Source organism: Pseudomonas sp. GM25, assembly GCF_000282255.1.
In the GTDB taxonomy this organism is placed as follows: Bacteria; Pseudomonadota; Gammaproteobacteria; order Pseudomonadales; family Pseudomonadaceae; genus Aquipseudomonas; species Aquipseudomonas aphyarum.
On record NZ_AKJQ01000076.1, the window covers coordinates 59,033 to 74,528 of the forward strand.

At 61.8% G+C, this 15,496-nt stretch carries 5 protein-coding genes; 2 read left to right on the forward strand and 3 right to left on the reverse strand.

Going from position 1 to position 15,496, the window contains the following annotated elements; all coding sequences use genetic code 11:
• The first annotated feature begins 42 nt into the window (after positions 1-42).
• Positions 43-12,531, forward strand: coding sequence for a filamentous haemagglutinin family protein (locus tag PMI24_RS25995; protein ID WP_007959399.1), 12,489 nt, complete (start codon positions 43-45; stop codon positions 12,529-12,531).
• 48 nt (positions 12,532-12,579) lie between these two features.
• Here the strand turns inward: PMI24_RS25995 and PMI24_RS29080 are convergent, their stop codons facing one another.
• From PMI24_RS29080 to PMI24_RS26005, 3 genes are all read right to left on the reverse strand, one after another.
• Complete coding sequence (locus PMI24_RS29080; RefSeq protein ID WP_443200804.1) at positions 12,580-12,948, reverse strand: type II toxin-antitoxin system RelE/ParE family toxin; 369 nt, start codon at positions 12,946-12,948, stop codon at positions 12,580-12,582.
• Positions 12,854-13,048 (reverse strand): type II toxin-antitoxin system RelB family antitoxin, encoded by a 195-nt coding sequence (gene relB, locus PMI24_RS26000; RefSeq protein WP_007959401.1) that lies wholly within the window; start codon positions 13,046-13,048, stop codon positions 12,854-12,856. Before relB ends, PMI24_RS29080 begins: the two co-directional genes overlap by 95 nt.
• A gap of 253 nt (positions 13,049-13,301) precedes the next feature.
• Positions 13,302-14,249: a SphA family protein gene (locus PMI24_RS26005; RefSeq protein WP_007959403.1), complete on the reverse strand. Its 948-nt coding sequence runs from the start codon at positions 14,247-14,249 to the stop codon at positions 13,302-13,304.
• A 212-nt stretch (positions 14,250-14,461) separates the two neighbouring features.
• Between PMI24_RS26005 and PMI24_RS26010 the strand changes: the two genes are divergently transcribed.
• On the forward strand, positions 14,462-15,496 hold the full coding sequence (locus PMI24_RS26010) for an AraC family transcriptional regulator (RefSeq protein ID WP_007959404.1): 1,035 nt from the start codon (positions 14,462-14,464) through the stop codon (positions 15,494-15,496).

A 15,496-nucleotide genomic window follows, 5' to 3' on the forward strand; every position in this document is an offset into this window, starting at 1 on the left:
TGCCTGCGGCCTTGTGTGGCAATCAAAAAGGATCTCGTAGTGATGCTCGCTCGCCCATCCCGTCGTCGTACCAGCGTTCTGTCCTCCAAGCGTGAAACCGTCGAGCCGTCGCTGTGGTTGCTCAAACCGTTGGCGCACGCGGTGGCGTTGTGTCTGGTGGCGGGCAGCGCGCAGGCGCAGACGGCGTTCAGTTCGGGCTGGTTTGCTGCCAAGGGCGCGGCGCAACAGGCTGCGGCGGCGCGTCCGAGCGTGGGTGGCTTGCCGGGGATGACACCGCCGCTGGCCCAGCAGCAGAAGGCCAATGCGCAGTTGCAGCGCTCGATTCAGACCCTGAACAACACGGTCGCTGCAATTGCCGCGCAGCAGGCGGCGCAGGCGGCCGGGCGCGCCGCCGCGTTGGGCACGGTGCAGTTCGTGCCGGACGGCCTGGGTGAGGGCGGTCTGAAAGTCGACAACAGCCTGACCCAGGGCTGGCAGAACGCGAAAGGCCCGCAGCAGACCCAGGTCGATGGCAAGACCACGGTGAAGATCGAGCAGACCGCCGACAAGGCGATCCTCAACTGGGAGACCTTCAACGTCGGCCGCAACACCACGGTCGATTTTGCCCAGCAGTCGAACTGGGCAGTGCTCAACCGGGTCAACGATCCAAACGCCCGGGCCAGCCAGATTCAAGGCCAGATCAAGGGCAACGGCACGGTGATGCTGATCAACCGCAACGGCATCGTGTTCAGCGGCAGCAGTCAGGTGAACGTGCGCAATCTGGTAGCGGCAGCGGCGAACATCACCGATATCCAGTTCCGTGATCGGGGTCTGTATTTCGACAGCACCGGCAGTCAGCCGACCTTCACCGATGCGGCCGGCAAAGTGCTGGTGGAGCGCGGCGCCTCGATTGAAACCCATAAACCGTCGGCTTCCACCGATGCCGGCGGCTATGCGCTGCTGCTCGGCAACGAAGTGCAGAACGACGGCAGTATCAACACCGCCAAGGGTCAGACCGTGCTGGCCGCCGGCGACCGTTTCTACATCCGCAAGGGCTCGGGCACCGAAGGCAATGCGCTGTCGACCACCTTTGGCAGCGAAGTGATTCCGGGCTTCAAGGCCGGTGCTGTTGCGGGCAGGGTCAGCAACAACGGGCTGATCCAGTCCGCGACGGGCGACATCACCCTGACCGGTCATGAGGTCGTGCAAAACGGCGTATTGCTCGCCAGCACGTCAGTGGCGACGCGGGGCACGATTCACCTTTCCAACCCGAGCACCGATACCAACGGCAGCGTGACGCTGGGGCAGGGCAGTGCCACGGCGATCATGCTCGACAGCAGCGACATGACCGCCCTCGACAGTCAGCATCAGGCCGCGCTGACGGGCGTCACGGCCAACAACCGGATCCGTGGCGACCAGTCGCGCATCGAGATCCAGAGCGGCGGCAGTGTCGAGTTCCAGAACGGCTCGATCACCCTGGCCACCGGCGGCCAGGTCGCGGTCAGCGCACAGCGCCGCAGTCTGGTGCGTGACGGTGCGATGATTGATGTGTCCGGTGCCATCGGCGTCAAAGTGGCGATGGAAAACAACAGCATCAAGATCAACGTGCAGGGCAACGAGCAGCGTGACGCCTCGGTCAACCGCGAGAAAGGCGCGCTCAACAGCAACGACATCTGGGTCGATGTGCGCGAGCTGGTGTATGTGCCGACCGGCACCAACGGCTATGCCACGGATCGCTGGTACACCGCCGGCGGCTTGCTGGAAGTCGGCGGTTATCTCGGCACCCAGGGGCACAGCGTCGGCGAGTGGATGGCGCAGGGTGGCACGGTGAGTTTCGCCGGCAACGACGTGGTCACCGAAAAGGGTTCGCTGATCAACCTGTCCGGCGGCACCCTGGATGTACAGAGCGGGCAGATCCGCCAGAGCTGGCTGCGTGGCGCAGACGGGCGCTTGTACGAAGTCTCTCGTGCGCCGGGGGATCTGCTCTACACCGGCTTGTACAAAGGTTATGAAGACAACAGCGAGCGCTGGGGCCAGACCAGCTACTTCTACAATCCGCTGATCGCCCCGCGTTCACGCTTCGAGTCGGGTTACACCGTGGGTCGCGATGCCGGGCAACTGGTGATTTCCACTGCCAGCGCCGTGCTCGACGGGCAAATGATCGGTGATGTGTACCAGGGCGAGCGGCAGAATCAGGCGCCGAAACCGGTGCTCGACGGTTATCAGCAGAGTCAGACCGCACTGGCCCGGCGTGCGCAATTGATTGTCGGCAGTTACGACCCGACCTTCGTCGCGGCGTCGAACGGCCTGCTCTACAGCCTCAATCCATTGCTCGATCAGGTACAGATCGGTGGCACGCGCCCGGTCGCCGGCAATGATCTTGACTTGACCGGCGCGGTGTCCGATACCCGCAAGGGCAAGCTGTATCTCGACAACGATCAGCTCAACGGATTCCGCCTCGGTGCGCTCAAGGTTTCGGCCAAGGATCAGATCGCCGTTGACGGTGCGCTTACGGTCGACAGCGGTGGCGACATCACCCTCTACGCCCCGGATGTGCAGGTCGGCGCCGATCTGACTGCTCGCGGTGGCAGTCTGCGCCTGGGCAACGTACTCAATCAGTTCAATGGCGGTACAAATACCGACACTCGCCTGGCGGCCAAAACCGACAAGGCGACACAAACCCGCATCGCCGAAGGCGTGCTTCTCGACACCCGAGGCCTATGGAGCAACCTGCGCACCAACCCGGACGATAACGCCAGCCTGGCGTATCTGAACGGTGGCCTGATATCGATCCGCAGCAGCGGCGATATCGACGTCTCTGCCGGCAGCCTGCTCGACGTTTCTTCCGGTGGTGCTGTGCTTGCCAATGGCAAGACGCGGGGTGGCAAGGGCGGTGATTTGACGCTGGAGTCGAGCGCCATTTCCGCGCCAGGAAAGCCCCGTCTGAACCTCGATGGCGAACTGCGCGGGTACGGCGTCACGGGCGGCGGCACCCTGACGGTGCAGGCCAACAAAATACTCGTCGGGCAAACGGATAAAGCCCTGGCGGACAACACCCTGCAACTGTCCGCCGATTTGTTCGGCAAGGGGTTCTCCGCCTACAACCTGATCGGCCTGAGCGGACTCGACGTTGCCGAAGGCACCGCAATCGACGTGAACATGCCGGTCTACCGTTTCGGCGACGCGGCACCGAACGTGATCAGCGGCGTTGATCCGCGTACGGCGCTGGAGCTGTGGACTCCGACGCTGTTCCAGGAAAACCCGACCAAGGGCGTTCTGACCCAGCGCGCCGGTGCCAGCCTGACGTTGCAAGGTGGCGCGACATTGGACGACCTGATCGATGCCGCCAACAGCACCCTGACGCTGGGCCGTGGCTCGCGCATCAGCGTTGACCCGGGACAAAGCATCAAACTGCGTGGCGCCGGGCAGATCACCGTCGATGGTGAGCTGTATGCAGGGGGCGGCACGATTGACATCCGCCAGCAACAGTTCGGCTCGATCAAGCCGGCGACGTCCATCCTGGTTGCCGATCCGAAGGCCCACGACCGTTCGATCTGGATCGGTGAACAGGCCGTGCTGGATGTATCCGGACAAGTCAGTACCGCAACGGACGTTCTGGGGCGCACGTATGGTCAGGTGGGCAAGGGCGGCAGCATCGTCATCGGCGGCGAGATCGACTCGAAACTCGCCACAGCCACCGCTGCCGATGCTTACGTGATCGTACGACCAGGCGCACGGCTGGATGCCTCGGGTGCAGAGGCGTTGCTCGATATCGCCGGCCAGGGTCCGACCCGCATCGCCACTGACGGTGGTCGCATCAGCCTGAGTTCTTACAACGGTCTGTTCATCGAGGGCAGTCTGCGTGCGGTGGCGGGTGGTCTCGGGGCCGCTGGAGGACGTCTGGACATTGCCCTGGAATCACCGTTGTACGCGGACTCTGCGGACAACAAGGTGCGAGCGCCAAGGGAGATGATCATTGCTCAAGGCGCGGCTGATCAGCGATTGGGATCGGATCTGGAACCCGGCCAAAGCGCTGACGGTTTGCGCTATGGGCAGGCGCGCTTGAGTGCCGATGGTTTGATGAGTGGTGGTTTCGATAACCTGAGTCTGCTCAGCAACGGTCTGCTGTCGTTCGACGGTGACGTGAATCTGCACATGAATCAGAGCCTGAGCCTGTATGCGGGCGCCTTGTCTCTGGCCGAGTCGTCGAACGATGCAACGCGTGTCGATGTCAGCGCACCCTATCTGCGCCTGTCCGGAGTCGGCACCTACTACGGCATCGTCGGTAAGGTTCGACCTCAGGCAACACTCAATCCGACGACCCGACTGTCAGAGGCCAGCTTCAATGCATCAGCGAATCTGCTGGATCTGAGTAACGGTCTGTCGTTCGGTACCCAGGGCGTGATCCGGCAAGTCAGCGGACCTGCCGCTGAATACAGCCGACGGGCTTTTGGCCAAGTATCGCTCGACAGCAGCGGTGATCTGCGTTTCCTGGCACAGACCGATGGCGCGGAGAAGACCCGCCTGTGGACGCCGGGTGACTTGAGCCTTGGCGCTGCACAGATTTATCCCGCCAGCGGCGTCCAGGCTGAAGTGCGTGTCGGTTATCAGGGCTCGATTACGGCGCCGGCGCACACGTTGCGCATCAGCGGACGGGGTGCGGCGCCCGTTGCATTGCCGTACTCGGTGTTCGGCAAATTGAGTCTGTATGGCGGATACGTCGAGCAGGGAGGGGTGATTCGCGCACCGCTGGGCCAGATTTCCCTGGGTGACGACCTGTTGACCCAGACCCGCGAGGTTCATCTGCTTCCCGGCAGCCTGACCTCGGTCAGCGCTGCCGGCCTGGTCATGCCGTATGGTGGCACCACCGATGGCATCGACTACCTTTACAACGGCAAGTCCGTCGCCCTTGAGGGGATCACGGGCGAGAACACAGGCGTGGCAATCCGCTCGCAATTCATTGACGTACAGAGCGGCGCGGTGATTGACCTTTCGGGCGGTGGCGATCTGCGCGGCGCCGGTTTCGTTTCCGGGCGTGGCGGCTCGACCGATGCGCGTTTCAACCCGCTGGTACGCAACGCCGCTGACGGTACGTTCAGCTTGCCGGGGCTGGCAAGCAACCCTGTCTACGCCATTGTCCCGGGCAATCAGAGTACCTACGCGCCCGTGCTCGCCGAAGCCGGTGCGGTGGACCCGCGTATCGGCCAGCAAATCACCCTTGGCAGCGGTGTGCCGGGGCTGCCGGCGGGCACTTACACACTGTTGCCTTCTACCTTCGCGCTGCTGCCTGGCGCGTTCCGGGTCGAGGTCAATGGTCAGGCCGCACCAGGCGCGACGGCAGGCTCTTTGCAAATGCGCAATGGGTCGTGGACCAGCAACGCACAGATGTCGATTGCCAATACCGGGCTGCGCGACAGTCTGGCCAGTCAGGTCATTCTGACGTCGGCTGACGTGCTGCGCCGTTATTCGCAGTACAACGAAACCGGATTCACTGCATTTATCCAGAGCGACGCCGCGCGCCGTGGCGTGCCAAGGGCGTTGGCACCGATGGATGGCAAGACGCTGGATTTGCGTCTTGTCGCGGGTGGCAAGCAAGACATTGCGCTTCAGTTCGCGGGTAGCGCGTTATTCGCGGCAGCCGAAAATGGCAGGGTTGGCACAGCGGTGGTACGCAGTGGCAACGCCGGCGCAGATTTTGAAATCCTGGGTGCAGGGCATGCACCCACCGAAGGTTTCAAAGGCGTCTCTCTTTATGCCGATACCCTGAACAACCTGAATGCAGGACGTCTGACCGTCGGTGCAATGCCGAATGTGCGGTACACCGTGGAAGGTAATCTCATCGGTTTCCTGGGTGATAACTCCAGCATCGTTCTGCGTGAAGGGGCCGTGTTGTCGGCGCCGGAAGTCCTGCTGCGCACGACATCGGGCGCCGGCGGGATAACGGTCGAGGCGGGGGCGGGCATCAATACGCTTGGGCGCGGCAATGTCGCCTATGACTCCGCGGATGGCTATCTCTATAAACCGGGGGCCGCCAGCATGTTGTTGGTGTCCAACGGCTGGACCAATGTGCTGGCACCTGACCTCGGCAGCGGCGGCAACGTTCGTATCGGCACCTGTGCGTCGGGCGCATGCAGCAACCCGGCGCTGCTTTATTCCAATGGCAGCATTACCGCCGCCACCAACGATCAGTTCGAACTGGGTGAGACAGTACGTTTCGGTACCCGACACCTGGCGCTCGCTGTTGGCGCGGTGAATGTCGGTAATGCAGCGTCGCTGGCGGCGGCAGGCAACCGCGTACCCAATGGCCTGGTACTGAACCCGACTGTGCTTGACCGCCTGTTACGCGGCGACACCCAGTATGGTGCGCCAGCCCTTGAAACCCTGAGCCTGACCGCTCGCGATGCAATCAACTTCTTTGGCAGCGTGACCCTCGATACGCTGGATCCGCAGACCGGCCAGAGCAAGTTGCAGAATCTGTTACTCGTGACACCTGCGATTTACGGCTTGGGCGATGCCAATGATGTGGCGACCATCCGTACCAGCAATCTGATCTGGAACGGTGCCACTCAAAACCCGGGCACGGTGATCAAAGAGGGGGCCGGCACCGGAAAGGGGACGCTGGATATTCAGGCGCAACGCATCGAGCTGGGTTACGGGCCGATGCCACAACCCAATGGTCTGGATCAGAACAATCGTCTGGCGCTGGGTTTTGCCAACGTCAATCTGAGCGCCAGCGACCGTATCACCGCCAATCACAAAGGCAGCCTGGCGGTTTATCAGCAGCAGGGCGTTTACGACCCGGTCAAAGGCTACACCTACAGTGGCGGCAATCTGAATCTGCGCACACCGTTGCTGACCGGTGAAGCGGCATCGGTCAGTCTGCTCAAGGCCGGCAACAGCCTGACGCTCAGTGGCGCCGGGGCTGTCGGAGTGGCCAATGCCCTGGGGGCGGAGTTGAATCTTGAAGCCCGCGACGTCGTGCTCGACAGCCGTATCGCATTGGCCAGCGGCAAGCTGACGGTGAAGTCCGAGGGCGATCTGACCCTGGGCAGCGGAGCCGTGCTGGATATGGCCGGGCGCACCTTGCCGTTCAACGATGTCAGCAAGTACAGCTGGGGCGGCGATGTTTCGCTGTACAGCGCCAACGGCAATATCCGTCAGGCCGCGGGCTCGCGCATCGATCTGTCGGCGCAGAACAATCAGGCCGGCAACCTCAGCGTCGTCGCATTGGCGGACGCAGCCGGGATGGTCGACCTGCAAGGCGAGATTGTCGGCGGCAGCAGCGGTTACTACGACGCCGGGGGCACGCTGGTGCCGTACAAGGCCGGGGGCGTGGACATTCGCGCTCAACGCCTGGGCGGTGACGCCACTGAACAGTTCGCGGCGCTCAATCAGCGGTTGAACGCAGGTCAGGTGTTCGGCAGTCGCAGCCTGCAACTCAAGCAGGGCAATCTGGTGATCGGCGACGGTCTCAAGGCTGGCGAGGTCAATGTGTCGGTGGACAATGGCAGCCTGACGGTGGCCGGTCTGATCGATGCCAGCGGCGAACGTGTCGGCAGCATTCGTCTGTCGGCGAAAAACGGTCTGACCCTCGCGGGTAACAGCGTGCTCGACGCCCATGGTCGCGTGCTGCGGGTGGACAGCTACGGCAAGATCATCGATGCGCCGAACCGTGCCACGGTCGAACTCGGTTCCGGCGATGGCGTGCTCACGCTGGGCAGCGGCGCACGCATCGACCTGCGTCACGGCACCGATGCCGTGCCCGGTTTCCTCGCAGGGCAACATGACGGAATGCTGCGCGGCACGCTGGAGCTGAACGCGCCACGCCTGGGCAGCAATGACATCGCCATCGACGCCAGTGGTGCGCTGACGATTCAGGGCGCGCGTTCTATCGGGCTCAATGGTGTGCGCCGTTACACCGATGCCCGTGATGGTGTCGATCAGGCCGTCAGCGGGCGGCCTTATCAGGTCATCGATCAAGCCATGCTCGATCGTATTCACGGTGACAGCAACAACTTCATCAACGCCGCGCTGGGCAACAGTGATCTGCTGCAACGCAAACTGGCCGGGCTGAACAACGCCACCTACGCCGATGCATTCCATCTGCGGCCGGGCGTGGAAATCGCCAGCAAGACTGCCGACGGTGATCTGGTGGTGGAGGGCGATCTGGACCTTTCGGGCTATCGCTACGCCAGTCTCAATCCGCACACGCGGCTGAACCCTGCCGTTTACGGTTCAGGGGAGGCTGGCAGCCTGGTGATCCGTGCCGGCGGCAACCTCGATATTTACGGCAGCATCAACGACGGCTTCGCCCCGCCACCGGAAACCGTCGATGATGCCGGTTGGAAGCTGATTGCCGGTGTGCAGCCGTTTGGCGGCGATCTGATCGTTCCGGGCACCGGCGTTTCGCTGGCCGAGGGAACGAGGTTCCCGGTGGGTGCAACGCTGAACTATGACGTGGCGATTCAGAGTGCGACCTTCGCCAGCGGTACGTTGCTGCCAGGTCAGGTGACCTTGAAAGAATCCTATACCTTCAGCGCCGGTACGGTGCTGGCTGGCGCCATTCACGACCAGAACGGCAATCTGCTGTACGCCGCAGGAACATTGCTCAGCGACAGCGTGACCTTGCCAGCCACTACGCGTCTGGGTGCAGGCATTCGCCTGAACAAGGCGACCGCACTGGACGCGATGACCTGGCCCAAGGGCGTGCCGCTTCCCGGGACTGTCGATGCAGACACCGGCAACACTGGCGGCGTTCTGTTGAGCGGTTCACTGGCCTTGTTGCGTGGGTCGCTGATTCCGTCAATGACGGACGTGAAGCTGGCCGACGGTACGTCACTGATCGAGTTGCGCCCGTTCAACGGCACGCAGCAGGGCAAGAACTGGGCAGTGGCGAGCATGTTGCCGTCGGGCAGTGCGTCGTGGTCGATGCGTGTGGTGGCCGGTGCCGATCTTGAGGCCGCCGATAACCGCATCGTCAAACCGGTGACCAGCGAAGGCAATTTGCGACTGGCGGATACGCACTATGGCGTGACGGTCACTCAAGGTGCCGCGAAACTGGTCTGGGCCGTCGGCAACCAGTATGGCTTCCCCGCCTATGAACCGATCCCCGAGGAGTACCTGATTCTGTGCGAGATCGGCCCTGGCGATTGCGCGCCGATGGCACGCTGGGTCTGGGCACCGGGCAGTGGCATGGGCGCCGATTACGAGCCCGTTCCGGATGACTACCTGATCCTCTGCGAACTGATGCCGGAATTGTGCCTGGAAAACAATCCGCAAAAATCCGCCAAGGCTCACACCCAGATGTTCAGTGTGCTGCGCACCGGTACGGGCGATCTCGACTTGATCGCGGCGGGCAATCTGAGCATGGACTCGCCTTTTGGTGTGTACACCGCAGGGACGCAGTCGGCCAATGTCGATCCGCTCTATAACCAGCCACGCGGGCACCTTTCCGATACCAACTCGGTTCTGGGCAGCACGGGGGCCGACTACGAAAAATGGGTCAACGGTGGTACTGACAGCCTTTATCAGGCCTGGTATCCACAGCTGGGCGGTAACCTCACGGTCAATGCCGGTGGATCGATTTCCGGCGACTCGGTAGGGCATAAAGAGCAAACCACGTCCGGCGGTTTCCGCGACCAGATCGCCAGCGTCGCCGTCGGTAACTGGCTGTGGCGCCAGGGTACGGGCAGCGCCGATGTTCCAACCGCCTGGTGGATCAACTTCGGCAGTTACATCACTCAGCCGATACCGAACTCAACCAGCACCGATCCGTACCTGGTGGGGTTTACCGGTTTTGGTACGCTGGGCGGCGGCAACATCAGTTTGCGCGCCGGGGCTGACGCGGGCCTGTTGAAGCCCATGGGCGATTCGCGCAATTACCTGCGCAGTCAAGGGCTGATCGTGGCAGTCGGCAGCACAGGCAGAATCGGCAGCGATGGTAGCGTGCAGATGACCGGTGGCGGTGACATGGATATCCGCATAGGCGGTCAGCTCAACCCGTCGATGCAAGCCCGGGCGGGTGATACCGGCACGGCGCGACCGTTCCACGATCTGCAAGGTGCGCTGATCAACTTGCGCGGCGCGGCACAATTGAGTGGCGGGGCTGTGGGCGGAATTGATCTGCAATACGGCGCGGCCTCGCAATTTAATGACCCGCGGGAGACGCGCGCTTTCGATCCGTTTACTTCCACGCTCAGCAAAGCTTCCGGTGGCCTGGTATTGATTCCCGGCGACTCGGGCATGAGCCTGAGTACCCGTGGCGATCTGGTGTTGGGCGGGGCCGGCGATCCGGGGCGAGTGAGTCTGCAGAACGCAACCCCTGTTTTCGACAGCAATGGGGACATCCAGAGAGGCGGGATCCTGAGTGGTTTTTCGTTGTGGACCGACCATACGGCGATCGACCTGTTCTCGGCGGGGGGCAATCTCACGCCTAGTACGCAGATCGCAGAGTTCGACGGTTCCAACAATCTGATCACTGGGCGAAACACTTCGCCTACGGACGGCCGGTTCGTCTATCCCTCCATCCTTCGGGCAGTGGCGGGGCAGGGGTCCATTTATGCCGGTCCGTCTGCCGCTTTTGACGGCGGACTTGGCAACAACCCGTTTAAAGCCTATTCGTTGCTGCTGGCGCCGGCGCAGTCAGGTCAGCTGGAATTGTTGGCGGGTGACTCGATCTACGCGGGTGGCTATGCGATCAATCAATCCGGTGCCAGTCCTCTGGCCATCGCTACACCATTCAATCCGGCGTTCAATCGCTTTGATGCCAATTCACCAGGCTCACTGGTGGCCAGCAATTACAGCCGCGACGGTGTTGTTCCGGACGGAAACACGCGTTACCCGCTGTTCGCATTCGGTCCCAACAGCTATTCGGGATTGAGCAATGTTCAGCAGCCTGCACGCTTCTATGCGTTGACCGGTGATCTTGTGGGTGTACGCACAGGTGAGACCTTGAATTTCGAAATATCCAAACGTACCTGGTATGAGGCCGCCGGGCCGGTCTGGATGATCGCCGGTCGTGACATCGTCGCGTCAGGGACCAATCTTGGACAGCCAACCTCCGTGCAGCCCGAAGAGATGGGTATCAACCGCGAAAACATCACGTCCACCGGCAACCTGTTCGTCCACAATGACCCACGAGACGTATCGCGAGTGTCGGCGGGTCGCGACATTCTCTACAGCAGCTTCGATATCGCCGGGCCCGGTGTCCTCGATATCAATGCAGGGCGTAACATCCTCATGGAAAACCGCGCCAGCATCACCAGCCTCGGCTCGCTGGTCGCAGGCGATAAACAACCGGGCGCCAGCGTGGTATTGCAGGCGGGGGCAGGGGCGCAAGGTCCGGATTATTCGCGGTTCATCGCCCGTTACCTGAACCCGCAGAACCTCGCCGACCCGAATGCGTCACTCAACGGGCAGCCAGGCAAAGTGGTCAAGACTGACCTCGACGAGCTGCAGAGCTGGCTGACCCTCGGCTATGGCTTCAGCGGCAACGCCGAACAGGCGCAAGCCTTCTTCGCCGGGTTGCCAAGTGCCGAGCAGGCGATCTTCGCCCGCCAGGTGTACTTCGCCGAATTGCGAGCCGGTGGCCTGGAATACAACGACGCCGATGGCCCACGCAAGGGCAGTTACCTGCGCGGTCGCAACGCCATTGCTTCGCTGTTCCCGACCACCGATGTGGCCGGCAACCCGATCCGTTATGACGGCGACATCACGCTTTATGGCGGCGCCGGGGTCAAGACGCTGTTCGGTGGTGACATCCAGATGCTCACCCCGGGCGGTGGTCAGGTGTTCGGCATCGAGGGCGCGGCGCCACCGTCCACGGCGGGGATCATCACCCAGGGTTCGGGCAACATTCAGCTCTATTCCCAGGGCAGCATTCTGCTGGGACAGAGCCGGATCATGACGACGTTTGGTGGCTCGATCCTTGGCTGGTCAGCCGAGGGCGACATCAACGCCGGTCGCGGTTCGAAAACCACCGTGGTCTACACCCCGCCGAAACGCGTTTACGACACCTGGGGCAACGTGACCCTGTCGCCATCGGTGCCGAGCACCGGCGCCGGTATCGCCACGCTCAACCCGATTGCTGAAGTGGCGCCGGGGGACATCGACCTGATCGCGCCGCTGGGCACCATCGATGCGGGCGAGGCGGGGATTCGCGTCTCGGGCAACGTCAACATCGCCGCGCTGACGGTGGTCAACGCCGCCAACATCTCGGTGCAGGGCAAGGCGACCGGCGTGCCGGTGGTCTCGGCGGTCAACACCGGGGCGATCACCTCGGCCAGTTCCGCTGCGTCCTCGGCAACCCAGGCGGCCGAAGACGTCGCCCGTCAGCAGCAAGCCGCGTCGCGCCAGAATCAGGCTTCGGTATTCACCGTGCAGGTGCTCAGCTTCGGCAACGAACAACTGGCCCCGACCCGCGATGGCGCCAGCCGCGCACCGACACCGGGCTACAACCCCAACAGCCCGGTGCAGGTGCTGGGCGCCGGGGCGCTGGATGAACAGGCGAAGCAGCAGCTGACCGAGGAGGAGCGGGGACAGCTGACGTTGTAAAGGACTCTCGTGTAGTACGCTTCGGGCGGCCATTTGGCCGCCCTTTTTTTATGTTGCTGAAGTTGAGGGGTATTTTTGTCGGGCGTGAAGCACCCTCAGTATTTTGATATGGCCATTCACTCGATAAACCAGCAGATAGTTCGGATGAATCACCATTTCGCGAGTGCCAGGTACTCGGCCGGGTCGGTAACCATAAGGTATTGATGAAAGTCGCTGTGCTGCTGCACCCACCTTGTTTCTTAGCGAAATTGAAGCGTTGGTGTTGTGTTGCTCGATGTATTTGAAGATATCAGCCAGTTGACGCGAGGACTTGCTGCTCCATTCAAGCAGCAGAGCGGCGCTTCCTGCGCATCTCTTCCAGCATCTGGTCGAGCATTGCCATAACTTCATCATGGGGAATGCCAGGACTTGGATCATCAAGTGCATCCTGTACCTCCGCACGAAACCAGCGATCGTAGCTCTCTGCCTCTTCTTCGGATTCGAAGTCAGAGTAAAACGGGGAATGCAATATGCTCATAGTGATCTCCGTGATCAATTTCAGCAGTTTAAGGGGGAATGGCCCATTGTCGTCACTGGCAGACGATGTACCCCATGAGCCCTTGAAGAACCATGGGATAACGAAGCCCAGTATCTGCAAGCACCCCTTTGAAATCTGCCGGACGTTTCCCACCGTTGTCCGGCAATCTCGACCGCCGCTGTAGGCCTATTCCTACCTTCTGTTTTTCAGGTTTTCAGCCTACAAATCCGCGCACGCCTTCCTACAAACGCACTCAGAACGCATACGGAATACTCACCTTCGCCCACAACATTTCCCCCTCTGGCCGGTTCTCCACGTCGAATTCCTTGGCCCAGCGAATCTCGGCGCTGGCGTACTTGAGGAAGGTGAAGTGCAGCGCCGGGCCGATGGCGAAGACCTTGCCGCGTACGCCGTCGTTCACGTCTTCGCCGGCGAATTGCACGGTGTGGCCGAACTGTTTGTCGTCGGTTGTTTGCTTGAGGTAGTAGCCGTTGATGCCGAGCATCAGGTCGTCGGTGATCTTGTAGCTGGCCGAGTAATCGAAGTGGAAGATCTGCCCGGATTTGTAGTCGGTGTCCTTGTTCTTCTCGTTGAAGCTGTAGGTGGTCTTCATCGAGACTTCGGTCTTGTCCGTCGGCAGCCAGGTGAAGGAGAACAGCGGTTTGTAGGTGTAGAAATTGTTGCTGGTGTTGGCCAGCCGGTCGACGCTGTATTCGCCGGTGGGCACGGTGATTTCCACGGCGGCGCCGAGGGTCAGGTCCTTGCCCATGTCCCACAGGATGATCGGCGCGATGGTGGTATCGCCCATGCCTTCACGGGTGTCGCTCAGGCCGAACACCGAGACTTCCTGTTTGAGCCACGGCTGGGCGATGTAACCGGCCAGGCGCCCGCCGAAGATCCGCACCGGGCTCAGGTAGTCGAGGCGCGGGATCACGGCGGTGGATTCGATCTCGACATTCGGCACCTTGCCGCCGAACGAGCTGATGTTGAGCTTCCGCGCCTTGTAGTGGTTGTAGTAGAGGTTGAAGGCGACCATGTTCTCCGGAAGGCTGTCGACTTCCATCGGCAGCATGAAGAAGCCGTCGGTGCCGGGGCCGATGTTGTCGACGCCGGCTTCGGTGGCCAGCGCCGGCAGGGTCGCGGCGCAGCCAAGCAGGCTCAGCGCCAGTCGCAGAGGGAATGTCGCGCGGTTCGGGGTCATGTCCGTCCTCATTATTATTGTGTTTTGGGCGCAACGCCGGCACGCAGGGCGCCCGGCCACTATAGAAATAAGCCCTTGGCGCACGCCGCGGCAGGGTATTGGCGGACACGGAAGGGGGCTTCTGCGGACAGCCCGTCAACCCTGTGCTAACTTCCTTCGACATAACCGGTAACAAAAATAACAATTCAGCGTGATCCGGAATGTCAGCCTCCATGAACGTAAAAGTCCAAGACCCGACCTTCGAACTGGCGCTGGTGTCGCCATTTCTCCTGCAAACCCTGGCCGAAGTCGCCGCCAACAAGGGCATCGAGCCGCAAAGCCTGTGCCGTGGTCTGGGTTTTGATTTCGAGGATTTGCAGGATCCGGCGCAGCGGATTTCCTACCGCCAGGCCGTGGCCATGATCCAGCGTGCGCTTAAGGCTTTACCCAATCAGGGACTGGGCCTGTGGGTCGGGGCGCAGAACGTGCTCGGTACGCTGGGGCTGCTCGGGCATGTGTTGTCGCTGTGCAAGACCTTGCGCGACGCGTTCGAAATCGGGGTTCGGCATCAACACACTTCCGGCGGAATCGTTGTTTCCAGCGTCGATGTGGTGGGCGATCAGGTGTACGTCGACGTCGAATGCCGGTTGCCATTCGCCGAAGTGCAGGTGTTTGCGGTTGAAGAGTTTTTCGCCAGCCTGCTGGTCTACGGCCGGGCGCTGGTGGGCGAGACGTTCAAGCCGATTGCCGTGGAGTTCATGCACGCCGCGCCGGATTACGTGGATGAGTACCGGCGGCTGCTGGGGCCGGAGGTGCGCTTCGGGTGTCTGCACAATCGCATGCTGATCGACGTGCAATGGCTGGATGTGAACCTGCCCAATCATCATTCGCTGGCGCTGCGTCAGGCGGTCAAGTTGCTGGAGCTGGAAGCGGCGCAGGTTCACCAGAAACTCGATCTGATCCAAGCTGTGGAGCGGGCGATTGCCCGGGATCTGAGTCGGGGCAGTCACATTGAAAAGATTGCTGGTGACTTGAATATGAGCAGCCGTACTTTGCGCCGGCGGTTGACTGAACATTCGCTAACGTTTGAGGCGCTGCTGGAGCAGGTGCGCCAGGCACGCACCATGAGTTTGCTGGCCAATCCTGATATGCCGATCGAGCGGATTACCGAGGAAGTCGGTTACAGCGACGTTCGCAGTTTTCGGCGGGCGTTCAAGCGCTGGACGGGGAAGAGTCCGAGTGCGTGGCGCAGCGAGTGCGTCATCTGA